This window comes from Streptomyces sp. SDT5-1 (genome assembly GCF_052245995.1).
Classification (GTDB): domain Bacteria; phylum Actinomycetota; class Actinomycetes; order Streptomycetales; family Streptomycetaceae; genus Streptomyces.
Window position 1 is genome coordinate 1,054,649 of sequence record NZ_CM125963.1, and the last position, 24,166, is coordinate 1,078,814.

Here is a 24,166-nt window from a genome sequence, read left to right on the forward strand (position 1 = left end):
CGGATCCCCTACTCTTTTTCACATGTCCGCCATCCAAGCCCCACGCACCGTCCGGTCCGCCGACGTGGTCAACGAGCAGATTCGTGACCTGTGGGCCCGCACGGGCGGCCACCTGAGCGCCGAGGACCGCGCTGAATACGAAGCGCTGGTCACGGAGTGGGCTTCGGCGATCGACGGAGGGGTCGCGCAGCGCGCATGACCCCTTCCGCCGAGTGACGCCGCGCCGCTGAGCAGGCGCCTAGGACTGCGGGCGGGACCCGTGATTCGCCGCGTGCTTGCGCCGCGCCTTCTTCTTGCGTCGCCGCTTCGAGGACATGGGACCTCCCGGAACAATTTGGGGCATTTGTCGCACCCAACGATTCCACGCCCCTGGCCGGGCCGCGACCGGACGGAGAACAGCAGGCCGCGGGAAAGATCAGTCGACGATCCCGCCGGCCCGCGCCGCGGCCAGCCACTCGGGAAATTCACCCATCAGCTGCCCGTACAGCACCCCGTCCGGAATGAGCTTCGGATCCTTGCCTGCGGCAAAGAATCCGGCATTGTCGACGGCCCGCTTCTTCGGCACGGCGAGCTCATCCAGCTTGCGCAGGAATCGGAACTCGTCGTCGCCGTACCCGATGAACTGCCAGAAGATCGGAAGCCCGGCGGCCTTGCACAGGGTCTTCTCGGCAGCCCGCCGCGAATCCGGCGACCCATCGGTCTGAAAAATGACGAAGGCGGGATCCTTGCTCCCACTCGCCAGGTAGTGATCGACAACGGCATCCATGGCAGCGGCGTAATTCGTGGTCCCCATGTGCCCGAGCGCATCGTGCAGCTTCTCGATACGCCCGTGATAATCATCGAGCCCGATATCCACGGGACTGTGCGCGCGACTGTCGAAGAAGACGACGGGAACAACGCCGTCGTCATCGAGATTCACGGACAGCGCGAGCGCCTGCTCCGCGAGGTGCTGCATGCTGCCGTCCTTGTAGTAGCGGCGCATGCTGCCCGAGCGGTCGAGCACGAGATATACGGCGGCCCGCTCCTCGGCGAGGCCCTGCTTCTCCAGGGACACGGCGGCGGTCTTGGCGAGGCTGACGAGCCCCGCGGGAACCTTGTCGAAACTGATCGGCATGTGGTGCTCCTTGTGCTGGTGGGACTATTGACGCCCCACATCCGCCAAGGGTTGCACCCGCACGCGGCGCCGCCCGAACGAATCGGTATATGCCGCCTCTTCTCACGGACTGGCCCGCCGTCACCGCCACCACCTAAGCTCCCCCGCATGGCCCCCACCCAGCCTCCCGCTCCCGAGCGGTCAGCCGCGGAACTCAACGAGCGCATCCGCTGCCTGATGCTGCGCTCAGGCGGCCACCTGACCTCGGAACAGCGCGCCGAGTACGAGGTGTTGGTCGTGGAATGGGCGGCGGCGGTCCGCGGCGAGATCGTGAAGGCGGCGTAGCGCCTCCGCCGCGCCAGCGGTCAACCCCCTGAAGCATTTTCCGGAGGCGACGCCTCGGTGTCGTTGCAGCCGTGGTCGGCCCACTCGGTGAGGAGCTCGGCCAAGTCTGCAAGGGGCGTTGTCATCGGCCAGGGCGCACGTTCTTCGCGACCTAGCCATGTCAGGTGAACCACAGCCCAGCGGAACGGCCGGTTCGCGACCCTGAACAGGACGTCGTCGCATCCTTCGCATCGCGCCTCAGCAGTGACCTCTGCTTCGTACAGCAGGTGCCCAGAGGAAAGCTCGCGATGCAGTTCCAGCTCGAGGTCGTGCATGCCACCATCAGGCACCCACCACGGGGCGGTCAGGAGCGACGGGTCTTCCGGCGTGTGCTGCATCCCAGCATCCTCGCAGGACCCGTCACGTCCGGGACTCGCAGGCCAGGCGCCTACTCCGGCGGCGTAGGCGTGTCCTCGCTGCGGTACATGGCCTGGAGGTCGAGTTCGAGCTTGACCGTGGGGCCGACGACCGCGATGCCCTTGGCGAGCATGGTGCGCCAGTTCAACGTGTAGTCCTCGCGGTGGAGCTCCGCCGTGGCGAGGGCCGCGCAGCGGAGTTCCTCGGCGTAGCCGCCGTTGACGACGCCGAGGTACCCGGTGTCGAGGTCGACCGTGCGGCTCACGCCGTGCATGGTGAGGGCGCCCTGCACCGTCCACTTGGAGCCGCCGCGGTAGATGAAGCGGTCCGACGAGAAGTGGATGTAGGGGTAGCGCTCGACGTCGAGGAAGTCGGCGGAGCGCAGGTGGTTGTCGCGCGTGTTGTTGCCCGTGGTGATCGACGCGGCGTCGATGCGCACCTCGACGCGCGAGTCCGCCATGTCGGGCGCGATCTGGATGCCGCCCTCGAAGCGCGTGAAGCGGCCGTGGACGTGGGCCATGCCGACGTGCTTGGCGATGAAGCGGATCGCGGTGTGCGGCGGGTCGAACAGCCAGGTGCCGGGCTGCGGCAGCTCGGGCGAGCGGCCCACGTGCAGTTGGATGCCGGTCAGCGGCAGCGTCTCGCCCTCGGCGACCTCGACCGTCTGCTGGAACGGCTCGAGGCCCTCGGCGGCGATCAGCACGCTGTAACGGCCGGGCTGGAGCGTGACGAAGACCAGGCCGAACGGGTCGGTCGTGGCCTTGGCGGAGACGGCGCCGGTCTGCGAGTGTGTGATGGTCACTTCGGCACCGGGCATCGGCTGCCCGAACGGGTCCGTCACTTCGCAGTGCACGCCGCCGGCACCCCGCGGCATCGAATGAACGGGCCCCGACCCGGAACCGGCGCGCTTACGGCGGAACAAAGCGAGGGGCATGAGGGGCCTTTCTTGGAACATCCGAACGAGCGCGCCCACCTTGCCATGCGCCCCGCCTGCCCAAATCGGACGGAGCGCGGTATTCCGCCAAGCGTCAACCCGCTGTTTCACAGGATCCACACCTTCTCGCCCCCGTTCGCCCCCTCGACGTCATCCGCATCCCCGCTCTCGGCGTTTCCGTTCACGTGTTCTCCTCAATCCGTTGACGGGCGCGGGGCGCTCTGGCATGGTCACGAGCCCGGCGCCACCCCCATGTGGGACCGAGGAGATCCCCCGCCCGATGAAGTCAAGGCCCACCCCCGTTCGTAGGACCGTGCCCCACGGCCCCGCCCTGCGGCGCTTCGCCGAGACGCACTGGGCCAGGGAACCGGTGGTCGTCACCGACGCTCCCCCGCTCGGCCTCAACCCCGCCGACGCCCACGCGCTGCTGCTCGCGGCGGCCGACCGCCCCGCCCCGGTACCGCTGCGCCTGTCGACGTCCGACGGCGAGATCGTCGAGCCGGGGCCTCTGCTCCCCCGTCGCACCGACCGGAGTCTGAGCGCCTACGTCGACCGGCTCGCCTCCGCACCGCTCCTCGACGGCGACGGCTGGCTGTTGACCGCGACCGACCCGCTGAGCCGGGACTTCGCGGCCTGGTCTCGCGTACGGGACGCCCTGTCCACGCTCTGGACCTACGTGGGGTGGCCCGCGGTCCCCGTCACCGCGGAGCTGACCGTCGGCGACCGGCACCACGCCCTCGCCGAGGCGGGCGACCCCGGCGCCGCGTGTCTCGCCTGGGTCGTCGACGGCGAGCTGACCGTCCGCGTGCGCCCCGAGCACACCGGAACCGAGTACGAACTCCGCGCCCGCGCGGGCGACCTGCTCCACTGGCCCGCCGGCAGCCGCCACCTCGACCACCGCGCCGGGCCCTGCGTGCTGCTCCGGCTGAGCGTGCCAGGACGCGCGGGCGCCGCCGTCTCCCTGGTCACGAGCGCCGCCGCGAGCCTGGTCCGTTCCCGAACGCCCGACACCTCGCTCCCGCACCCCCTGCCCGCCAGAACCGACGGACGGCTCAGACCTCCGTCCCAACTCGCCGTCCCCACCCGTCTGTTCACCGAGGCCCTCCGCGACCCGGCCCTCGAACGCGCCCTCCTGGAACGCTGGGCCGCCCTCCGCTCCACCGCGGGCCTCACCCCGGCCCCCGCCCCGCGCCCCGCCGTCCCCCTCACCGCCCGGCACCGATTACTACGGGCCTCCGAGATCATCCGCGTCGCCGCGGGACCCCACGGCGACGAACTCTGGGCGGCGAACGGACACGTATGGCCGGTTCGAGGACGCGCGGCCGACCGCCTGCTCGGCCTCCTCCGCACCGCCCACGAACCCCGCACCGTGGCCGACCTGGCCCGCGCGGCGAAGCTCCCGGCCCGCTCCCCTCTCCTGCGCTCGCTGCTGCGCGAGTTGTGCCGCTCGCGGGCCGTCGCGGTGCTGCCCCCGGAGCCGCGCCCGTGACGGCCGGAGCCGTCACACCGGTCGTCGTCCTCGGCCCCGTCGACCGGACCGTGGACTGGCAGCGGCTGGCCGCCCACCACTGGGACCGCCGACCCGCCCTGCTCCGCGGCGCCGCACCCTTCGACCCGCACGAGGTGTTCGAGGGAGCCGTCGCCGCCGCCCAGCACACCGCGACCGAACGGGTCCGCCTCACCGTCGGCCGCCGCCTCCTCACCGACCCCGGCGACCTGCTCCCCCGCCCCGAGGACGGCTCCTTCACCGCCTACGACCGCCGCGTCCAGGCCCAGTTGAGAGCCACACCCTTCACCCTCACCACCGATTCGCTCCACACGGACCACCACCCCCTCTGGGCCAGGGAACGCACCTTCCTGGCCCAGTTGTGGACCCACGTGGGCCAGCCCCTGCCCGCCATCGGCACGACCCTCCACCACGGCACGGCCGCCCCGTGCCACTTCGCGCCCGCGGCCCCCGCAGCAACGTTCCTCTACGCCCTCCACGGCCGCCACCACCTCCACCTCACGGCCCCGGACGGCACCCACCACTGCGCCACGGTCACCCCCGGCGACCTCCTCTACTGGCCCGCCGACCACACCCCCACGGTCCACCCGCCCCACTCCCCCGCCACGACGGTACGCATCACGATCCCGCGCACCCCGCCCCCACCCCTCGACTCCGCCCCGCCACCGCCGAGTCAGCCCACCCTCCTCGTCCCCGACGGCTCCCCGCCGGACGACCTCCCCGCGACGCTCCCTCCGGCCCTCTCCTCCGCCCTCGGCCACCTCCGCCGCGAGACCCGCCCGGCGCCCCTCCGCCGCCGCCTCGCCCGCGAAGCACTCCGTCACGCCACGGACGCCGGCCTGCGCCCGGTCCCACCACCCGCGCGCCCCGGCTACTTCACCGACGACGACGCGGTGCGCGCGGTCGAGCGCGTCGTCTGGATGCCGGCCGGCGGCCACCGCTACGTGGCGGCCTGCGGCCACGTCACCCGCACCGACCTCCCGCCCCGCGAACTCACCCCCCTCCTCACCCTCCTGAACACCGGCGCCCCCGTCCCCATCGCCGACCTCCCCCCACCCGCCCGCCGCCTCCTCTCCCTCCTCTCGGGGTTCCGGGCAGTGGAACGGCTGTAGCCCGCCCGGCATCGGACACCCCGTCACCCTCACGTGAGAGCGCGGTGACCACCCCGGGGACAGGTCGCGTGCAGGTTGTGCAGAATGGGTGAGGCTTCGGCCTCTCGTTCCTGTCCCCTACCGAGCAGGTACCACGTGACGAAACATCACATATCCGCCCCCGTGGCAGCTTTCCGCGTGTCGGTGGGAGGTGCGCGGCGATGAGTCGTGGCGTCGAGGTGCACGATCTGGTGTTCGCCGGGGTCGCCCTGGTGGGCGGGCTGCTGGTGGCGGTGTTGCTGCGGGCCCTGTTGCGGTGGCTCGGGGTGCGGGCCGGGCGGACGCGGTGGGGTGGGGACGATGTGATCGTCGACGCGCTGCGGACGCTGGTGCCGTGGGCGGCCGTCGCCGCGGGGGCCGCCGTGGCCGCCGAGGCGCTGCCGCTCACCGCGCGCACGGGGCGGAATGTGAACATGGCGCTGACCGCGCTGCTCATCGTCGTGGCGACGTTGACGGCGGCGCGGGTCATCACCGGGCTCGTGCGCACCGTCGCGCAGTCCCGGGCGGCCGTGGCGGGTTCGGCGACCATCTTCGTGAACATCACGCGGGTCGTCGTGCTCGCGATGGGGTTCCTGGTCGTGCTGCAGACGTTGGGGATTTCGATTGCGCCCTTGCTGACCGCCCTTGGCGTCGGTGGGCTCGCCGTCGCGCTCGCGCTGCAGGACACGCTCGCCAATCTCTTCGCGGGCGTGCACATTCTGGCGTCCAAGACCATTCAGCCCGGCGACTACATTCGCCTCAGCAGCGGCGAGGAGGGCTACGTCGTCGACATCAACTGGCGCAACACCGTGGTGCGTTCGCTCTCCAACAACCTCGTCATCATTCCGAACACCCAGCTGTCCGGCACGAACATGACCAACTTCAGCCGGCCGCAGCAGGAGATGACGCTCACCGTGCTCGCCGGGGTCGGCTACGACGTGGACCTGGAGGAAGTGGAGCGCGTGACGGTGGAGGTCGTGACCGAGGTGATGAAGGACGTGGACGGTGCCGTGCCCGAGCACGAGCCGCTCGTGCGTTTTCACACGTTCGGCGACTCCCGCATCAGCTTCAACGTGATTCTGGGGGTCGGCGAGTTCAGCGACCAGTACCGGATCAAGCACGAGTTCATCAAGCGGCTGCACGCCCGCTTCCGCGACGAGGGCATCCGCATCCCGTCGCCCGCGCGGACCGTGGCGCTGACGGCGAACAGCCCGTCGGTCGTCATTCCGCAGCAGCGGGACGCGGCTCCGGTCACGCCGTCCCGCTGAGCGCCGGACGGCCCGGGGCAGGGGCGGGTCCCGGCTACGCCCCGGCCGCCCCGGTGGAGTGCGCGGAGGGGCAGGCGACGGCCCAGGCCGCCTCGATCATCTGAAAGATCTCTCCCACCGCGGCCTGCGGATCGGCCGCCTCGCGGGCCAGCGAATAGGCGTCGATCACGAACCGCGCGATCGCCCGGCAGGCCGTCGGGGCCGCCGACAGTTCGGGGTCGGCGGCAATGGCCGCGGCCAGCGACTCCGCATGGCGCAGCCGCATCGACTCCTCGTACTCCCGCAGGGCGGGCGACGACTCGATCATGCGCCAGATCGGGGCGGCACCGTCCGCCGTGCAATGCCGCACCAGGGCCTCGACCTCGCGGCGCAGCACCGGGACGAGCGGCTCGTGGGTCGCCCGGTCGGACACCGCCCGCGCGAGGCGCTGCTCGAAGTCTGCGTCCTGCTCGAAGACCAGGGCCTCTTTCGAGGCGAAGTGGGAGAAGAGCGTGGTGACGGCCACGTCGGCCTCCGCGGCCACGTCACGGATGCCCACCGCGTCGTACCCGTGCTCCAGGAAGAGCCGCAGGGCGGCGTCGGCGATCTTCTGGCGGGTCGCGGCCTTCTTGCGCTCACGGCGTCCGGTCGGCACTGTCATGCGCTCACGCTATCAGGTGTGATTCAACAACTGATTCAAAACGCTAACCGTTAGTGTTACGTTCGGCGCATGAAGAAAGTGAGCTTCGCCGAGTTCGGCGGTCCGGACGTTCTGCACCTCATCGATGCCGAGGATCCCCACGCGGGCCCCGGCCGGATACGAATCGCCGTACGGGCGGCAGGCGTGAACCCCGTCGACTGGAGGCTCCGTGAGGGCCAGGTCCTGGGGGCCCATCCGGTCGAGCTGCCCGCGGGAGTCGGCCAGGACGCCGCCGGGGTGGTGGACGAGGTCGGTGAAGGCGTCGAAGGCGTCGAGGTCGGTGACCGCGTGTTCGGCGAAGGCGCGAGCACCTATGCCGAGTTCGCCGTGCTGTCGGCCTGGGCCCGTATGCCCGAGGGCCTGACGTTCGAAGAGGCGGCCGGATACCCCTCCGTGGTGGAGACGGCGCTGCGCATCATCCGCGAGGTCGATGTGCGGCCCGGGCAGACGCTCCTCGTCAGCGGCGCGTCCGGGGGCGTCGGATCGGCGGTGCTGCAGATCGCCCGCGACCGCGGCATCACGACGATCGGGACCGCGGGCGCGGCGAACCAGGACTACCTGCGCGGCCTGGGCGCCCTCGCCACGACCTACGGCGAGGGCTGGGTCGAGCGGGTGCGGCGGCTCGGCCATGTCGACGCGGCCCTCGACCTGGCCGGCTCGGGCGTCATCCGCGAGCTCGTCGAACTGACCGGCGACCCGCGGAAGGTGGTCTCCATCGCCGACCTCGGTGCGCCGGAGCTGGGTGTCCGATTCTCCGGCGTGGCCGGGAGCATGCCGGAAGCGCTCGCCGAAGCCGTCGACCTCATCGCGCGGGGAAGGCTCCACATCCCCGTCGAGAAGTCGTACACCCTCGCCGAGGCCGCGGCCGCGCACGCCGACAGCCAGGCCGGTCACACACGCGGACGGCGGGTCATGGTCGTCTGAGAACCGTCCGCGCGTCGCCCTCGAACGAGAACCGTCCGCGCGTCGTCCTCGAACAGCTTCCGGCGCCCGTCAGGTGCGCGCGGCGTCCGCGAGGATCTCGTCGACCACCCGGGACGCGGTGCGCACCATGAACGGGTTCGTGTCCCGGTAGTACGCCAGTTCGTTGACGGCGAGGGTCAGTGCCCAGCCCCGGCCGCGCGCCCACAGGGCGTCGTCGGCCGCCGCGGCCTCCCGGAAGACGCGCCGCTCCGGCGCACCGAGCACGTACCAGGCCGCGATCAGGTCGACGGCCGGGTCGCCGGTGCCCATGCAGCCGAAGTCGATGACCGCGCCGAGGCGACCGGTCTCCGTGACCAGGAGGTTGCCGGGCTGGAGGTCCCCGTGCAGCCACACGGTGCGGGAGGCGCCGGGGGCTGAGACGGACTCCTCCCAGGCCGCGAGTGCCGAAACCGTGTCGATGACCCCGGCCAGCCGGCCGATCACCTCGCGCGTGTCGGCGGCCCGTTCGGCGAGCGGTCGGCCGCGGTACGCCTCCGGGGCCCCGGTCGTGTCGATCGCGCGCATCGCCGTGACGAACCCCGCGAGGTCCGCGGCCAGCGCGCCGGGGCGCTCGAGCCGTCCGGCGGCCGGATTCCGTCCGGTCAGCCAGCGGTGCACCGCCCACGGCCACGGGAAGCCGTGCCCCGGCTCCCCCACCGCCACCTGCTCCGGAATCGGCACCGGCAGCCTCGTCGCCAGGTGCGGCAGCCAGCGCCGCGCGTCCGCGAACTCGGGTACGACGCCGGACAGGCGCGGCAATCGGACGACCCACTCCTCGCCGAGCCGGTACAGCACGTTCTGCGTGCCGTGCGAGTCGACGTGCTTCAGGGGCAGGCCCGCCCACCGCGGGAACTGTTCGTCGACGAGCGCCCTGACCAGGTCCTCGTCGATGTCCGGCTCGTCGTCGTGCAGCTTGCGAACGCCCATGGTCGCCTTTCGGGGTGCGGTCGTGCCGGCCGGGCCGAGCGTAGCCACGCGCGGCCCGGCCGGGCGATCGTTTTTCCCCGGGCGCCCCGGTCAGCCGGAGACCGACGGCCGCCCGTTCTCGATGTGACCCATCAGCCGCCGGGCGAAGTCCGGCTCGTCGGGGCAGGCCACCACCAGGTCGTACCAGCCGTGCGCCTTGGCGGCGGGGTGTGTCACGGTCGTGCTGTCGCCCGGCGCCACCCGGACCTGCCGGGTCAGGGCGGCGACGTCGGCCCCGCGCACGTAGGCCTGCGGGCGGACGGTGAACACCTTCGCCTCCGTACCGTGGTTGGCCAGGGTGATGCGCAGCTCGCGGGTCTTGGCGCGGACGGACGACGTGACCTCGGCCGTGGACGTGGCGAGGCCCGCGAACTCGCGGCGGAAGCCGTTGGGGCCCGCGACGGTGAACCGGTAGCGGTCCTTCGCCGGGGTCACCGTCAGCTCACTCTTGCCGGATACGTCGCGGTGCTGCGGGACGTCGAACTCGCCCGCGTACGGGTACAGCGCGAAGTGGGCGCTGGACGCACCGGGGTTGTGGAGCGTGACGCGGACCTTGCCGTCGGCGACCCGCGCGTACGCGTCCGGCTGGTACGGCAGCGGGCGCGCGGGCCGGGTGCCGGGCTCCTGGACGGGCATCTTCTGCTCGGCCGGGGGCACGGGCCGCCAGCGGGCGCTCGCGGGCGGCACCGGGCCCGGGTACTCCACGGCGGGCTGCTTCTCGGCGGTGTCGAAGTCGAACGCGGAGGTCAGGTCGCCGCAGATCCGGCGGCGCCACGGCGTGATGTTCGGGTCCTCGATGCCGGTCCACCGCTCAAGGAACCGGTTGACGGAGGTGTGGTCGAACAGCTCGGAGCAGACGTAACCGCCCACCGACCACGGCGAGATGACCAGCATCGGCACGCGGACGCCGAACCCTGTGGGCTGCCCCTGCCACCACTCGTCGGGGTCGCCCGGCTCGGGCACGGGCGGCGGCACGTGGTCGAAGAAGCCGTCGTTCTCGTCGTAGTTGATGAACACGACGGTCTTGCGCCACACCTCGGGGTGCGAGGCCAGCGCGTCGAGCACCTTGTACGGGACGCTGGCGCTCGCGGCGGGCACGGAGACGCTCGGGTGCTCGGAGTCGACGGCGGACGGCACGAGGTAGGAGACGGCGGGCAGCTTCCCGGCGGCGACGTCGGCGGCGAACCGCTCGGCCAGGGTGCCGGTGGGCACGCGGCGAAGCCCGCGCTCGAAGAGGCTGCGCTCGGCCTTGGTGAGCGCAGCCACCCCCTCGTCGAGGAGGCCCAGCAGCCGCTTGCGCTCGGTCTCGTCCTTGGTGTCACGCACGACGGAGTAGAAGGACTCCATGTAGGTGTGTCCGCCGGTCTTGGCGAGCGCCTTGCGGGCGACGGCCTTGAAGGTGGCGTAGAACTCGATCTGGTTGTCGGTGAAGTTCTCCCACTCGGTGTACGTCTGCCAGCTGCGGCCCTCGCGTTCGAGGAGTTCGGCGTAGGTGGGCCAGTCGTAGCCGGGGTGGGTGCCCTCGGCGTACGCGTCGTTGCCGATGGCCCGTCTGCCGTCGGCCTCGGAGCCGGAGTTGCCGCTCCACAGGTAGTTGCGGTTGGGGCTGGTGGAGCTGTGCATGGACGAGTGGTAGGCGTCGCAGATGGTGAACGTGTCGGCGAGCTCGTACTGGAGCGGGATGTCGGAGCGGTCGTAGTGGGCCATGGTGGCGGCCGTCTTGGCCGACACCCACTGGTTCATCCAGCCGTTGTTCCAGGCCTTGTGGCCGCCGTTCCAGTCGTGGTTGAGGGCGTCGATGTACTGGAGGTCGTGGTGCTGCGCCGCGGCGGCCTCGCGCACGGAGAACGGCAGGACTCTCTTCGCGCCGTCGGGTTGCTCGAACACCGGTGAGCCGTCGGGCAGTCGCACGGCGTTGCGGTCGCCGTAGCCGCGCACGCCGCGCAGCATGCCGAAGTAGTGGTCGAAGGACCGGTTCTCCTGCATGAGGATCACCACGTGCTCGATGGCGTCGAGACCGCCGGGCGGGGGTTCGGCGGCCAGGGCCTGCTGGAGGGACGGCGGCAGCAGCGAGCCCGCCGCGACGGCGCCGCCGAGGGCGAGGGCGCGGCGCCGGGACACGGGGTGCGTGAGCGGATTGGTCATGTCGTCGGCTCCTGGAAAAGGGTGGGGAGGACGGTACGCCGGGACGCTACGAGCACGGTCGGTACGGATGGTGAGCACTGGATGAACTCACGCCGCCGCCGCACAATCAAGGTCTGAACAAAAATGAGCATGGAATCGATCGAAATTGACGAGTAGTGTGCGCCGCATGCTGGCCGAGCGACGACACCACCTGATCCTGCGTGCGCTGCGCTCCGGTGGGTCGGCCTCCGTCGCCGAGCTCGCCGAACAGCTCACCGCGAGCCCCGCCACCATCCGCCGCGACCTGCTGCGTCTCGAGGAGGAGGGGCTCCTCACGCGCGTGCACGGCGGCGCCGTCGTCGAGCAGGGCGACCAGCCGTTCTCCGAGGTGGCCCAGGTGCGGGTGGCCGAGAAGGACGCCATCGCCGAGCGCGCGGCCGACCTGATATCGGACGGCGAGACGGTCCTCCTCGACATCGGCACGACGGCGTACCGCCTCGCCCGGCAGCTGCACGGCCGCCGCCTCACGGTCGTCACCAGCAACCTCGTGGTGTACGAGGAGCTGGCCGACGACACCGGCATCGACCTGGTGCTGCTCGGCGGCATGGTGCGCCGCGAGTACCGCTCCCTTGTCGGCTTCCTCACCGAGGACAACCTGCGCCAACTCCACGCCGACTGGCTGTTCCTCGGCACCAGCGGCGTCCGCCCCGACGGGCAGGTGATGGACACCACCGTGGTGCAGGTCCCGGTGAAACGCGCCATGATCGCGGCGGCCGACCGGGCGGTGCTCATCGCCGACGCCGCCAAGTTCCCCGGCACCGGCATGGCCAAGGTGTGCGGCCCCGAATCCCTCGACACCGTAGTGACCAACCCCTCCGCGCCCGCGCCGACCTGCGCGGCGCTCACGGAGGCCGGCGTGAAAGTGATCCACGTATGAAACTGACCATTCTCGGCGGCGGCGGATTCCGGGTGCCGCTGGTGTACGGCGCGCTGCTCGCGGACCACGCGGAGGGCCGGGTCACCGAGGTCGCCCTGTACGACCTCGACGCGGGACGGCTCGACGCGATCGCGCGGGTCCTCGCCGAGCAGGCCGAAGGGGTGCCGGACGCGCCGGAGGTCACCGTCACCACCGACCTCGACGAGGCGGTGCGCGGCACCGACTTCGTGTTCTCGGCGATCCGGGTGGGCGGCCTCGAGGGGCGCGCGGCGGACGAGCGGATCGCGCTCGCCGAGGACGTGCTCGGGCAGGAGACGGTGGGCGCGGGCGGTCTCGCGTACGGGCTGCGGACGCTGCCGGTCGTCGAGGAGATTGCCCGCCGCGTCGCCGAACTCGCCCCGGAGGCCTGGTTCATCAACTTCACGAACCCGGCGGGCCTGGTCACGGAGGCGCTCGCGGAGCACCTGGGCGACCGGGTCATCGGCATCTGCGACTCCCCCGTCGGCCTCGGCAAGCGGGTGGCGCGGGCGCTCGGCGCGGACCCGAAGGACGCCTGGGTCGACTACGTCGGGCTCAACCACCTGGGCTGGCTGCGCGGCCTGAGGGTGAACGGCCGCGACGAACTCCCCCGCCTCCTCGCCGACGAGGCCCTCCTCGACTCCTTCGAGGAGGGCAAGCTGTTCGGCACGGAGTGGCTGCGTGAGCTGGGCTCGATCCCGAACGAGTATCTGCACTACTACTACTTCAACCGCGAGGCCGTCCGCGCCTACCAGGAGGCGGAGGCCACGCGCGGCGCGTTCCTGCACGTCCAGCAGTCCCGCTTCTACGACCGGATGCGCGATCCGGCGGCGCCGCCGCTGAAGACGTGGGACGCGACGCGGGCGGAGCGCGAGGCCACGTACATGGCGGAGAACCGGGAGGCGGCGGGCGCGGGCGAGCGCGACGAGCAGTCGCTGACCGAGTCCGGCGGCTACGAGAAGGTGGCCCTCGACCTGATGCGGGCCATCGCCCGGGACGAGCGGGCCACGCTGATCCTCAACGTCCGCAACCGTACGACCCTTTCGGCGCTCGACGCGGACGCCGTGATCGAGGTGCCGTGCCTCGTCGACGCCAACGGCGCGCACCCCGTGGCCGTGGACCCGCTGCCAGGACATGCCACCGGCCTGGTGACGTCGGTGAAGGCGGTCGAGCGCGAGGTGCTCGCCGCCGCCCGCTCGGGATCGCGGGCGACGGCGGTGAAGGCGTTCGCGCTGCATCCGCTGGTGGACTCGGTGAACGTGGCGCGCCGCCTGGTGGACGCGTACCGCGAGGCGCACCCGGGGTTGGCCTATCTGCGCTGACGGTGCTCGGCCGAGTTCCGGTACCCGTACGCCGCGTAGACACCGACACCGATGAGCATCCACGCCGCGAACCGGACCCATGTCACCCAGTCCAGGTTGCTGATCAGCCACACGGAGAAGGCGACCCCGATCGCCGGGACGAACGGCACCAGCGGCGTCCGGAACGTGCGCGGCAGATCGGGCCGCGTCTTCCGCAGCACCACCACGGCGATCGCGACCACGATGAACGCCATCAGGATGCCGATGTTGGTGAGGTCGGCGGCCTCCCGGATCGGCAGGAACCCGGCGATCAGCGCGGAGCCGATGCCGACGGGCCAGATCACCCGCGTGGGCACGTGCCTGCGCGGGTGGTTGCGGGCGAAGTAGCGCGGCAGCAGCCCGTCGCGACTCATCGAGTACCAGACACGGGACACCGCCAGCATGTTCGCGAACGCCGACGTGGTGATGCCGATGACCGCGCCCACCGCCACGACCAGCCCCAGCCCACCGAGCCCCACGGCGGTCAGGGCGCTGGAGAACGGGCTGGCCACATCGATGTCCTTGTAGTTCTGCATGCCGAGCAGCACCACACACACCGCGAGATAGACGAACGCGGCGATGCCCAGTGACACCACGATCGCCTTCGGCAGCACCTTCTTCGCCTCCGCGCTCTCCTCTGCGGCGGCGCTCATGGCGTCGTATCCGTACACGGCGAAGAACGCGGTGGCCGCGCCCGTGAACGCGCCACCCACGCCGTACGGCAGGAACGGTGTGTAGTTCCCCGACTTGATGTGAAAGGCACCGGCGACCACCACGAGGGCGACGATCCCCAGCTTCACCACGACGAGGATCGTCTCGAACCGCGCCGACTCCTTCGTCCCGCGCGACAGCACGAAGGCGAGCAGCAGGCACAGCAGCAGCGCGAACAGATCGACACGATGCCCGGCCCCGGTGCCGGGCGCGCCCAGCATCCAGGTCGGCACATCAATGCCGACGTGCTCCAGGATGTACGAGAAGTACCCGGACACCGCGATGGCGACCACGGCGACGATCGCGGTGTATTCGAGCAGCAGGTCCCAGCCGATGGCCCAGCCGACGAACTCGCCGAGCGCGGCGTACGAGTACGTGTAGGCGGATCCTGCCTTCGGGATGCTGCCGGCGAACTCGGCGTAGCAGAGCGCGGCGGCGGCGCTGGCCACGATGGCGATGAGGAACGAGAGCATCACGCCGGGCCCGGCGTCCTGGTTGGCCACGACGCCGGCGAGCGAGAAGACACCGGCGCCGACCAGGCCGCCGAGGCTGAGCGCGACCAGCTGCCACAGGCCCATGGTGCGTCTGAGTCCGCCGCTGGTCACCTCCTCCGAGTCGTCGACCGGCTTGAGGCGGAAGATTCCGGCACGGGAGAGGAGTCCCCCTTCGGGCCCTGCCGGATCACGAAGGGGGTGGGTCGTCGTACGGGACACGGTGGCTCCTGAGGGGGATTCAGGTGCTCTACGGGGCGTCAGAGCACGAAGCCGTGCGGGAACGGGTCGCGCGGGTCGAGGAGATAGTGGGCCGTGGCGGTGATCCAGGCGCGGCCCGAGAACTCCGGGACGACGGCGTCGAGTTGACCGACCTTGGCGGTGTCGACGAGCTGCCCGGTGAAGCGGGTACCGATGAAGGACTCGTTCACGAACTCGGTGTGCAGCGGGAGTTCGCCGCGCGCGTGCAGCTGCGCCATCCGGGCGGAGGTGCCGGTGCCGCACGGGGAGCGGTCGAACCAGCCGGGCTGGATCGCCATGGCGTTGCGGGAGTGCCGGGCGGTGGAGTCCGGCGCGAGGAACTGCACGTGCTTGCAGCCGCCGATGACCGGGTCGACGGGGTGCCGGGGCCTGTTGTGCTCGTTGATGGCGTCGGAGATGGCGAGCCCGGCCTTGAGGATGTCGTCCTTGCGGGCCCGGTCGAAGGGCAGGCCGAGCTGGGCGAGGTCGGTGATGGCGTAGAAGTTCCCGCCGTACGCCATGTCGTAGCGGACCTCGCCGTAGCCGGGCACCTTCACGGTGGCGTCCAGTTCGAGGGCGAAGGCGTCCACGTTCCGCAGGGTCACCTGCTCGGCGACACCGTCCCGCACGGCGACCCGCGCCTCGACGAGCCCGGCGGGTGTGTCGAGGCGCACGACCGTCTCCGGCTCGCGCACCTCCACCATCCCGGTCTCCACGAGCACGGTGGCGACGCCGATGGTGCCGTGCCCGCACATCGGCAGGAATCCGCTGACCTCGACGTACAGGACACCCCAGTCGGCGTCGGGCCGGGTCGGCGGTTGCAGGATCGCGCCGCTCATCGCGGAGTGACCGCGCGGCTCGTCGACGAGGAACCGGCGCAGCTCGTCGAGGTGTTCCAAGGCGTACGTGCGCCGCTCGGCCATGGTGTCACCGGGGATGGGTGCCACGCCGCCGGTGACGACGCGGGTGGGCATGCCCTCGGTGTGCGAGTCGACGGCGCTCAGGGTGCGCACGGACCGCATCAGATGTTCCCCTTCTCCAGGGCGGCGACGGCACGCGCCATGTCCGCCTCGACCTGCTTGCGCATCTCGGGCAGCAGCGCCCCGCGCGGCGGCCTGCAGGGCCCGCCGAACCGGCCGACCTGCTCCATCCCCAACTTGATGGCCTGCACGAACTCGGTGCGCGAGTCCCAGCGGAAGGCGGCGACCAGCGGCTCGTACAGCGCCCGCGCCTCCTCCAGCTTCCCCGCGAGGGCGAGCTCGTAGAGCCGTGCCGACTCGGCGGGGAACACGTTCGGGAACCCGGCGAACCACCCGGTGGCCCCCATCAACAAACTCTCCAGCACGACATCATCGGCGCCACTGATGACCTCGAGCCCCGGTGCCTTCTCCTTGATCTCCAGCACCCGCCGCACATCACCGGAGAATTCCTTCACGGCGACGATGTTCTCGATCTGCGCGATCTCGCCGAGCAGATCAGGGGTTAGATCCACCTTGGTGTCGAACGGGTTGTTGTAGACCATCACCGGAAGCCCGACGGACGCGACGGCCTCGAAGTGGTCGATGACATCACGGGAGTTGGCGCGGTACAGGGTGGGCGGCAGACACAGCACACCATCGGCGCCGTCCTCGGCGGCGACCTCCGCCCAGTGCTTCGCCTGATGCGATCCGACACCGTGCACGCCCACCACGACGATGCCGTCGTCGCCGACCGCGTCGATGGCGGTCCTCGCCACCTTGCGGCGCTCCTCGTCGGTGAGGGACGAGTACTCGCCGAGCGACCCGTTCGGGCCGACGCCGCGGCAGCCGTTCTCGACGACCCAGCGGCAGTGCTCGGCGTACCGGTCGTAGTCGACGGCGAGCCCGGCGGGCGCGGCGGCGTCCTCGTAGTAGGGCAGGGCGGTGGCGACGACGACGCCACCGAGCCCGAGTGAGTCCTTCTCCTGCTGGGTCTTCTGCTGGGTCTTCTGCTGCGGGGTGTCGCTCATGAATTGCTCTCCTCTGTACGGGAGTTGCCGGTACGGGGATCAGTGGTTTCGGGAGCGGCGCCGGCCAGGTCGCCGAGCCGGATGGGCCGGGCGACGGGCCGTCGGTGTGCGCTGGCCGGGGGCAGGCCCTCGACGTGCGGCTCGGCGCCGTCCGGGCCGCGCAGGCGGGCGCCGATCTCGGCGACGGTCGGCCCGCACATCCGGGCCTGGCAGGGGCCGAGCCCGGCCCGGGTGGTGAGCTTGGCGGCGCGCGGGGCGGCGGTGGAGGTGTCGGTGGCGGCGCGGCACACGGTCGCGTAGTCCGTCTCCTCGCAGCGGCACACCACGGTGTCGGGGCGCATCCAGTCCGTCCACGCAGCTCCGACGGGGTGGGCGCGGGCGAGGCGGGCGGCGAAGGCGCGGCCCTGGTCGCGGCGGGTCCGCAGCCGGGCCACGGCGGTGCTGTTCCGGTCGCCGCCCGCCGCGAGCCACCCGGCGAGCGCGCCCTCGACACGGGCGGCGGGCGCGCCCGCGATGCCGGTGATCTCCCCGGCCGCGTACACGTCGGGACAGGTGGTGCGCTGGTCGCCGTCGACCTCGACGAAGTCGCCGCGCAGCGCGCACCCGGCGGCCAGCGGCAGTTCGAGCTGCGGGCTGAACCCGTGCGACACGCACACGGCGTCCACGGCGACGGTCCGCTCGCTGCCGGGCACCACGGTCCAGTCGCCCCGCAACCGCGCGGTGACGACCTCCTCCACGCGCCCGTCGCCGCGCGCCTCGACGACGGTGTGCCCGGTGCGGTACGGAACCCGATGCCTGCCCAACACCCCGGCGTACTCGGCGAGTTCGAGCGCCTTCCCACCCTCCGCGACCAACTCCCACGGCCTGCGTCCCCAGCCCCGCGCGAGGGTGGCACGCGTGTTGGCCTCCAGCACCGCACGCACCCGCGCCCCGGCCTCGATCAGCGACGCGGCGACCGGCAGCAGGAACGGCCCGCTCCCGGCCACGACGACCTGGTCCCCGACCACGACCCGCTCCCCCTTCGCGAACGCCTGCGCCGCGCCCGCGGTGAACACACCGGGCAACTCCCAGCCGGGGAACGGCAGTACGCGGTCGTGCGCGCCGACCGCGAGCACCAGCGCGTCGGGGTCGAGCGTCTGCCGGGTGCGCCCCGCCCCGTCGGCGGGTCCCCGCAGGACGTGCACGCGCGGCGGCCCCGGTTCGGCGGGCCGTTCCAGGGCCCATACGGCGGTCTCGGACCACCAGGTGCAGCGCGGGTGGGCGAGGACGCGTCGGCGCCGCGCGTCGAAGGCCCGCCACCCGTGGTGCAGCCGCTCGGGATGCTCGGCGGCGTACGCCTCGGGCAGCATGCGGTGGAACTGCCCACCGGGCTGCTCGGCCTCGTCGACGAGGGTGACGCGTGCGCCTGCGGCGAGCGCGGCATCGGCGGCGGCGAGCCCGGCGGGGCCCGCGCCGACGATCACTACGTGTCGCGGGGTCATGGGGCCTCCGTGGGGGCGAGGGGACTGGGGTGACACCAAGGTGCGTTCCGGCAGGCAGGACGTGTGTGACCGCGTCGGCCGCCGGAGGCCACGGGACTGTGACGCGAGAGGCCCGCAGGGCGGTGATCCGGCGTCACAGTCCCCCGCCGCCGGCTCTGCCACTGCGTACGCTCGTCCCTCACCCCGACTCACCCCGCGCCTGCGTCCGCACCTCGTCCCCCTCCCGGGCCCGTCTGCGGCACGCGCGGACATCACGCTCGGGCCCGACCGTCACCAGGCAGTCGAAGCAGGCGCCGATGCCGCAGAACACGCCGCGGGGTGCGCCGGAGCGGCCGGTGCGCCAGGCGCGGCGGTCGGCGGCGAGGAGGAGGCCGGCGATGGTCTGGCCCTCGATGCCCGTGACGGCTTCGCCGTCGACGGTGATGGTGAGCGGGGTGTCGCGGCGGCCGACGGCGTCCGTGGCCGCCGGTACGCGTCGTGGGCTCATGCGGCCCAACCTCCTTCGGTGGTTCCCAGGACGGCGGGCCGGTCCACGCGGAACGGCTTCGCGTCGATGTCGGTCGGGCGGTCGAGCAGCAGGTCGCGCACGAGGCGTGCCGTTCCCACGGACAGACCGATGCCCGCGCCTTCGTGGCCGCCGGCGTGCCAGAGGCCGGTGAGGCGCGGGTCGGGCCCGATGACGGGCAGGTGGTCGGGGACGTAGGGCCGGAAGCCGCCGTAGGCGCGCATGACCGGCACGTTCGCGAGGGACGGGAAGAGGCGCAGCGCCTTCTCGGCGATGGCGGAGAGGGCGTCGACGCGGAGCCGGTCGTCGAAGCCGACGCGACGCCGGGAAGAGCCGATGAGGACGCTGCCGCCGCGCGTGGACTCGACGACGGCGGAGGTCTGGAGGTCCTCGGCGCTGCTGCCGACGGCGCCCACGTAGTCGGCGTCGTACACCTTGTGGAAGACGGTGGGCGGCAGGGGCGTGGTGACGAGGACGTCGCCGCGGCGCGGGCGTACGTCGACGGGGGCGCCGAGCCGGGCGGACAGCTCGCCCGCCCAGGGGCCCGCGGCGTTGACGAACACGTCCGCCTCGATGAGGCCGTCTGTGGTGCGGACGGCGGTGAGGCGTCCGGAGCGGGTGACCGCGCCGTGCACCTCGCAGCCGGTGCGCAGGGTGGCTCCCGCGCGCTGCGCGTCGGCGAGGAGCGCGGCGGCGGCGCCGGAGGGCTGCACCTGGGCGTCCTCCGGGTAGTGGTACGCCGCGGTGTGCTCGCGGGTGAGGTACGGCTCGGCGGCGGCGAGCGCGTCGGCGTCCAGGACGTCGGCGCGTACGCCCACCGCGCGTTGGGACGCGGCGAACGCGGCGAGTTCGCGGGCGCCGTCGTCGGTGGTGGCGACGACGATGCCGCCCTTGGGATCCCATTCGGTCACGTGCCGTGCGTGCGCGTCCTGTTCGGCCAGCGTGTCGACGATCTCGGGCCAGAGGCGCCGGGACAGTTGCGCCAACTCCAGCTCGGGACCTGGGCCCTTGTCGGAGACGAGGATGTTGCCCTCGCCGTGCGCGGTGGTCGCGGCGGCGGGGCGGTCACGGTCGACGACCGTGGTGGCGCAGCCCGCGCGGGCCAGCTCCCGCGCACAGGCGGCTCCGACGATTCCGGCCCCGAGAATGACCGCGCGTGTTCCGTGCATCGAACCGCCTCCGTTCGTTTCATCGAACGACTCGGAGGCTAGGACGGCATTTCAGCGGGTGTCAACGGATGAGCGGAGGGTGATCAGGATTCGGGCTTGGGATGCGGGATCCCCAAGTGCGCGTGCTCGTGCGGCCGGTACTGGAGGAGCAGCACCGAGTGCACGTCGCCGTCGAGCGCCGTGTAGGCGTGCGGGAGGGTGGCGTCGAAGCCGACGTAGTCGCCGGGGCCGAGCTCCACCTCGTCGCCGTCGACGCGGACGTGGAGCCGGCCGGTCTGCACGATGGTGTGCTCGGTGCCGACGTGGCCGAGCGAGTCCTGCCGGCTGTCGGCGCGGACCACCTGGTCGTACACCTCGAGGACCAGGTCACCGAAGTCCATCCGGCGCAGCGGGCGCAGGTCGACGCCCTCCCCGCTGAGCACCTCGACCTCCTTGGCACGCACGACGGTGAGGCCGCGCGGCGCGCGCGTCTCCAGGAGGTCGGAGACGGGCACCTCCAGGGCGCGGGAGAGGCTGAACACGGTCTCGATGGTGGGGTTTCCGGTCCCGGACTCCAGCTGCGAGAGCGTCGCCTTGCCGATCTTCGAGCGCCGCGAGAGTTCCGAGATGGACAGGCCGCGCTCGGTCCTGGCCCGGCGGAGATTGGCCGCCACCATGTCACGGACCGACTCCTGGGGAACGTCCATAGCCTCTCCCTGACTCCCTTGACAGCGTTCGCTTTGACGAACACTATGCCGCACGATGCGTTTGATGTTCCGAACAGTTTCCCGTTCGTTGCCACGACCTGGCACCCAACGGCCCTATCAAGAGGCGGAATCGGCATGACCGACACGACCCTCGGCAGCTCCGTACCCCGACCCAGCACCCCGGACCCCCGGATGCCGCGGCTGGCCGAGTTGCCGGACTTCACCGCGTTCATGGGGCAGGGCTGGGACGAGGCGGACCGGACGCCGCCGACCGTGGCGGGGGTCGCGGAGGCGGCGGCCGCGCATCGGGCGCGGCTGGGCGCGGAGTTCGCGGGGCGGGCCGTCGTGGTCGCCGCGGGGCGGGCGCCGGTGCGCAGCAATGACACCGCGTACGACTTCCGGCCGGACAGCGACTTCTACTGGCTGACGGGGTGTGCGGTCGAGGATGCCGTGCTCGTGCTGCGGCCGACGGGCGGGGGCCACGACGCCGTTCTGTATCTGCCGCCGCCCGCCCGGCCCGGCGAGCCGGGGTTCTTCGCCGACGCCGCGCACGGTGAGCTGTGGGTGGGGCCTGCGCCCGGCCTCGACGACTGGCGCGCCGCGCTGGGCCTGGAGACGGCGCCGTTGAGCGCACTGGACGGGGCGCTCGCGGCGGTCGCCGGACAGGACGCGCTGCTCGTGGGACCGCTCGACCGGGAGACCGCGCGGCGGCACGGTCTCGCTCCGTCGGCCGACCTCGCCCGCACGCTCTCCGAGCTGCGCATGGTCAAGGACGACTGGGAGATCGGGCAGCTGCGCGAGGCCGTGGACCGTACGGTCGAGGGGTTCAGGGCCGTGGTGCGGGAGTTCCCCGCGGCCGTGCGCGGCGGCGGGGAGCGCTGGCTGCAGGGGACGTTCGACCGGTACGCCCGTACGTACGGCAACGGGCCCGGTTACGCCACCATCGTGGGCAGCGGCCGGAACGCCGCGACGCTGCACTGGGTGCGCTGCGACGGCCCCGTCGAGGAGGACGCGGCGGTGCTCCTGGACATGGGGGTGGAGACGCGGAGTTACTACACCGCCGATGTCACCCGCACCTTCCCGGCCTCCGGGCGCTTCACCGACGCCCAGCGTTCCGTGCACGACCTCGTGGAGCGGGCGCACCGGGCGGGGCTCGACGCGGTGCGGCCGGGGCGGGACTTCGCGGACTTCCACACGGCGGCGATGGAGGTCGTCGCGCGCGGCCTGGACGACTGGGGGCTGCTGCCGGTCTCGGTCGACGAGGCGCTGTCGCCGAAGGGGCAGCACCACCGCCGGTATCTGGTGTGCGGCATCGGCCACCACCTCGGCCTCGACGTGCACGACTGCGCCCGCGCCGACTACGCCGCGTACCAGGGCGCCCGTCTCGCCCCTGGCATGGTGCTCACGGTCGAGCCGGGCCTGTACTTCCACGCCCACGACCGGACCGTGCCGCCGGAGCTGCGCGGCATCGGGGCGCGCATCGAGGACGACATCCTGGTCACGGAGGCCGGTTCGGAGGTGCTGTCGGCGGAACTGCCGTTGGACGCGGCCGGGTTGGAGCGGTGGATGGCGGCGTAGCGCCCCTCCCCCGGGCGCCCGCGTCTCATATATCGAACGCCGATTACCGGTAAGTGAGACACGTGAAAGGGTTGTGATCCTCGTACCGTCCGACCGGTACGAGGGTCCCCGGTGCCCCGCGCCGGTGGACGTACACCGCAACGCCCCTGGGATTGACCCGAACATGTCCGCTTCTGCCACCGGCCCGGCGCCCGCCGATTCCGCCGCGCCGTCGCCCGCATCCGACCCGTCGCCGGCCGCGCCGGTCAACCCGCGCTCGCGGGTCCTGATCGCCAGCCTCATCGGGACGACCATCGAGTTCTACGACTTCTACGTCTACGCGACCGCCGCCGTACTCGTCTTCCCCGCGCTCTTCTTCCCGAGCAGCGACCCGACGACGGCGCTGCTCTCCTCGTTCGCCGTGTTCGGCGCGGCGATGGTGGCGCGGCCCGTGGGCGCGGCCTTCTTCGGGCACCTCGGTGACCGCCTCGGCCGCAAGAAGACGCTCGTCGTCTCGCTGCTCACGATGGGCATCGCCACCTTCCTCATCGGCGTGCTGCCCACGTACGGGTCGATCGGCTGGGTCGCCACCGCGCTCCTCGTCCTGATGCGGCTCGCGCAGGGCTTCGCGCTCGGCGGCGAGTGGAGCGGCGCCGCGCTGGTCGCCACGGAGAACGCGCCGCCCGGCAAGCGGGCGCTGTGGGGCACGTTCCCGCAGCTCGGCGCGCCGCTCGGGTTCATCGTCGGCAACGGCCTGTTCCTGATCATCGCCGCTCTGCTGCCGTCCGCGGCGGGCGCCGACCCCTCGCAGCCGTCCGAGGCGTTCCTGTCGTGGGGCTGGCGGATCCCGTTCCTGTTCTCCGCGGTGATGGTCGCGATCGGCCTGTGGGTGCGGATGCGCCTGGTCGAGGCGGAGGTCTTCACCAAGACGCAGGAGACGAAGCAGGTCCGCAAGCTGCCGCTGGCGACCGTGTTCCGGCACCACTGGAAGCAGCTGCTCCTCGGCACGTTCGCGATGCTCGCGACGTACGTGCTCTTCTACCTGATGACGACGTTCTCGCTGAGCTACGGGCGCGCCGCGACGGACGCCGCCGTGCCGGGCCTCGGCTACAGCTACACCACGTTCGTCCTGATGCTGATCTTCGGTGTGCTGTTCTTCGCCGCGTTCACGCTGGTCTCCGGGCCGCTCGCGGACCGGTTCGGCCGCCGCAGGACACTCGCCTGGATCACGGCCGGCATCTTCGTCTTCGGCCTGGTGTGGGTGCCGCTCATCGGCCTCGGCACGCTCGGTGTGGTGCTGTGGCTGGTGCTCGGCTTCACGCTGATGGGGCTGACGTTCGGCCCGATGGGCGCGCTGCTCCCGGAGATGTTCCCGACGTCGGTGCGCTACACCGGCTCCGGCATCTCGTACAACGTCAGCTCCGTGCTCGGCGCCGCGGTCGCCCCGTTCATCGCGGTGGCGCTGTGGGAGGCCGGCGACGGTTCACCGTGGCTGGTCGGCGTCTACCTGTCGGCGATGGCCGTCCTCACGTTCATCGCGGTGCTGTGCGGCAAGGAGACGAAGGACGTGGAGCTGGAGTCGGGCGAGAGCCCGGTGTAGCCGCTGTTCCGCGCCACGGCCCGGGTCGCCCCTCGCGGG

Annotated in this window: 23 protein-coding genes; 10 read left to right on the top strand and 13 right to left on the bottom strand. The window is 71.9% G+C overall.

Going from position 1 to position 24,166, the window contains the following annotated elements; translation table 11 throughout:
• The first annotated feature begins 22 nt into the window (after positions 1–22).
• Positions 23–199, top strand: coding sequence for a hypothetical protein (locus ACTWJ8_RS05000; RefSeq protein WP_443263071.1), 177 nt, complete (start codon positions 23–25; stop codon positions 197–199).
• Between the two features lie 216 nt (positions 200–415).
• Here the strand turns inward: ACTWJ8_RS05000 and ACTWJ8_RS05005 are convergent, their stop codons facing one another.
• Positions 416–1,114, bottom strand: coding sequence for a vWA domain-containing protein (locus ACTWJ8_RS05005; RefSeq protein ID WP_443263072.1), 699 nt, complete (start codon positions 1,112–1,114; stop codon positions 416–418).
• A gap of 147 nt (positions 1,115–1,261) precedes the next feature.
• Here ACTWJ8_RS05005 and ACTWJ8_RS05010 point away from each other — a divergent pair, with 147 nt between their 5' ends.
• Positions 1,262–1,438: a hypothetical protein gene (locus ACTWJ8_RS05010; protein ID WP_356380815.1), complete on the top strand. Its 177-nt coding sequence runs from the start codon at positions 1,262–1,264 to the stop codon at positions 1,436–1,438.
• A gap of 20 nt (positions 1,439–1,458) precedes the next feature.
• Here ACTWJ8_RS05010 and ACTWJ8_RS05015 read toward each other — a convergent pair whose 3' ends face one another.
• Both ACTWJ8_RS05015 and ACTWJ8_RS05020 read right to left on the bottom strand, forming a co-directional pair.
• Positions 1,459–1,815: a hypothetical protein gene (locus tag ACTWJ8_RS05015; protein ID WP_443263073.1), complete on the bottom strand. Its 357-nt coding sequence runs from the start codon at positions 1,813–1,815 to the stop codon at positions 1,459–1,461.
• Between the two features lie 50 nt (positions 1,816–1,865).
• The gene (locus tag ACTWJ8_RS05020) at positions 1,866–2,768 is read right to left on the bottom strand and encodes a YceI family protein (protein ID WP_356380821.1); all 903 of its coding nucleotides are present in this window, start codon (positions 2,766–2,768) and stop codon (positions 1,866–1,868) included.
• Positions 2,769–3,081: 313 nt separating this feature from the next.
• On the opposite strand from ACTWJ8_RS05020, the gene ACTWJ8_RS05025 reads away from it, so the two are divergent.
• The 3 genes from ACTWJ8_RS05025 to ACTWJ8_RS05035 all read left to right on the top strand — a co-directional run bounded on the left by ACTWJ8_RS05025 (position 3,082) and on the right by ACTWJ8_RS05035 (position 6,673).
• Positions 3,082–4,257 carry a hypothetical protein gene (locus ACTWJ8_RS05025; RefSeq protein ID WP_443263074.1) on the top strand — a complete coding sequence of 392 codons (1,176 nt, stop codon included), beginning with the start codon at positions 3,082–3,084 and terminating at the stop codon, positions 4,255–4,257.
• Positions 4,254–5,387: a hypothetical protein gene (locus ACTWJ8_RS05030; RefSeq protein WP_443263075.1), complete on the top strand. Its 1,134-nt coding sequence runs from the start codon at positions 4,254–4,256 to the stop codon at positions 5,385–5,387. Before ACTWJ8_RS05025 ends, ACTWJ8_RS05030 begins: the two co-directional genes overlap by 4 nt.
• 200 nt (positions 5,388–5,587) lie before the next feature.
• On the top strand, positions 5,588–6,673 hold the full coding sequence (locus ACTWJ8_RS05035; RefSeq protein ID WP_443263076.1) for a mechanosensitive ion channel family protein: 1,086 nt from the start codon (positions 5,588–5,590) through the stop codon (positions 6,671–6,673).
• 34 nt (positions 6,674–6,707) lie between these two features.
• Here ACTWJ8_RS05035 and ACTWJ8_RS05040 read toward each other — a convergent pair whose 3' ends face one another.
• The gene (locus ACTWJ8_RS05040) at positions 6,708–7,313 is read right to left on the bottom strand and encodes a TetR/AcrR family transcriptional regulator (protein WP_443263077.1); all 606 of its coding nucleotides are present in this window, start codon (positions 7,311–7,313) and stop codon (positions 6,708–6,710) included.
• Positions 7,314–7,382: 69 nt separating this feature from the next.
• On the opposite strand from ACTWJ8_RS05040, the gene ACTWJ8_RS05045 reads away from it, so the two are divergent.
• Entirely contained in the window at positions 7,383–8,276 is an 894-nt protein-coding gene (locus ACTWJ8_RS05045; RefSeq protein WP_356380836.1) for an NADP-dependent oxidoreductase, read from the top strand.
• Between the two features lie 69 nt (positions 8,277–8,345).
• On the opposite strand, the gene ACTWJ8_RS05050 is transcribed toward ACTWJ8_RS05045, so the two are convergent.
• Both ACTWJ8_RS05050 and ACTWJ8_RS05055 read right to left on the bottom strand, forming a co-directional pair.
• Positions 8,346–9,242, bottom strand: coding sequence for an aminoglycoside phosphotransferase family protein (locus ACTWJ8_RS05050; RefSeq protein ID WP_443263078.1), 897 nt, complete (start codon positions 9,240–9,242; stop codon positions 8,346–8,348).
• Positions 9,243–9,332: 90 nt separating this feature from the next.
• A complete protein-coding gene (locus ACTWJ8_RS05055) occupies positions 9,333–11,426 on the bottom strand; it encodes a phosphocholine-specific phospholipase C (protein WP_443263079.1) in 2,094 nt (697 codons plus the stop codon).
• A gap of 166 nt (positions 11,427–11,592) precedes the next feature.
• Between ACTWJ8_RS05055 and ACTWJ8_RS05060 the strand changes: the two genes are divergently transcribed.
• Together ACTWJ8_RS05060 and ACTWJ8_RS05065 are read left to right on the top strand one after the other, a co-directional pair.
• A complete protein-coding gene (locus ACTWJ8_RS05060) occupies positions 11,593–12,342 on the top strand; it encodes a DeoR/GlpR family DNA-binding transcription regulator (protein WP_443263080.1) in 750 nt (249 codons plus the stop codon).
• Complete coding sequence (locus ACTWJ8_RS05065) at positions 12,339–13,682, top strand: 6-phospho-beta-glucosidase (RefSeq protein WP_443263081.1); 1,344 nt, start codon at positions 12,339–12,341, stop codon at positions 13,680–13,682. Before ACTWJ8_RS05060 ends, ACTWJ8_RS05065 begins: the two co-directional genes overlap by 4 nt.
• Here the strand turns inward: ACTWJ8_RS05065 and ACTWJ8_RS05070 are convergent.
• The 7 genes from ACTWJ8_RS05070 to ACTWJ8_RS05100 all read right to left on the bottom strand — a co-directional run bounded on the left by ACTWJ8_RS05070 (position 13,670) and on the right by ACTWJ8_RS05100 (position 20,970).
• On the bottom strand, positions 13,670–15,124 hold the full coding sequence (locus ACTWJ8_RS05070; protein ID WP_443263082.1) for an amino acid permease: 1,455 nt from the start codon (positions 15,122–15,124) through the stop codon (positions 13,670–13,672). The two genes, ACTWJ8_RS05065 and ACTWJ8_RS05070, sit on opposite strands and share 13 nt — an antisense overlap.
• Positions 15,125–15,162: 38 nt before the next feature.
• Positions 15,163–16,164 (bottom strand): proline racemase family protein, encoded by a 1,002-nt coding sequence (locus ACTWJ8_RS05075; RefSeq protein ID WP_443263083.1) that lies wholly within the window; start codon positions 16,162–16,164, stop codon positions 15,163–15,165.
• A complete protein-coding gene (locus tag ACTWJ8_RS05080; protein WP_443263084.1) occupies positions 16,164–17,129 on the bottom strand; it encodes a dihydrodipicolinate synthase family protein in 966 nt (321 codons plus the stop codon). Before ACTWJ8_RS05080 ends, ACTWJ8_RS05075 begins: the two co-directional genes overlap by 1 nt.
• Entirely contained in the window at positions 17,126–18,610 is a 1,485-nt protein-coding gene (locus tag ACTWJ8_RS05085; RefSeq protein ID WP_443263085.1) for an FAD-dependent oxidoreductase, read from the bottom strand. The genes ACTWJ8_RS05080 and ACTWJ8_RS05085 overlap by 4 nt, the downstream gene beginning before the upstream one ends.
• A 178-nt stretch (positions 18,611–18,788) precedes the next feature.
• Positions 18,789–19,097: a (2Fe-2S)-binding protein gene (locus tag ACTWJ8_RS05090; RefSeq protein ID WP_356380860.1), complete on the bottom strand. Its 309-nt coding sequence runs from the start codon at positions 19,095–19,097 to the stop codon at positions 18,789–18,791.
• A complete protein-coding gene (locus tag ACTWJ8_RS05095; protein WP_443263086.1) occupies positions 19,094–20,284 on the bottom strand; it encodes an NAD(P)/FAD-dependent oxidoreductase in 1,191 nt (396 codons plus the stop codon). The genes ACTWJ8_RS05090 and ACTWJ8_RS05095 overlap by 4 nt, the downstream gene beginning before the upstream one ends.
• Positions 20,285–20,367: 83 nt before the next feature.
• On the bottom strand, positions 20,368–20,970 hold the full coding sequence (locus ACTWJ8_RS05100; protein ID WP_356380866.1) for a helix-turn-helix domain-containing protein: 603 nt from the start codon (positions 20,968–20,970) through the stop codon (positions 20,368–20,370).
• 135 nt (positions 20,971–21,105) lie between these two features.
• Here ACTWJ8_RS05100 and ACTWJ8_RS05105 point away from each other — a divergent pair, with 135 nt between their 5' ends.
• Positions 21,106–22,548, top strand: a complete 1,443-nt coding sequence (locus ACTWJ8_RS05105) for an aminopeptidase P family protein (protein ID WP_356380869.1) — start codon at positions 21,106–21,108, stop codon at positions 22,546–22,548.
• Between the two features lie 163 nt (positions 22,549–22,711).
• On the top strand, positions 22,712–24,127 hold the full coding sequence (locus ACTWJ8_RS05110) for an MFS transporter (protein WP_356380872.1): 1,416 nt from the start codon (positions 22,712–22,714) through the stop codon (positions 24,125–24,127).
• Positions 24,128–24,166 lie beyond the last annotated feature (39 nt).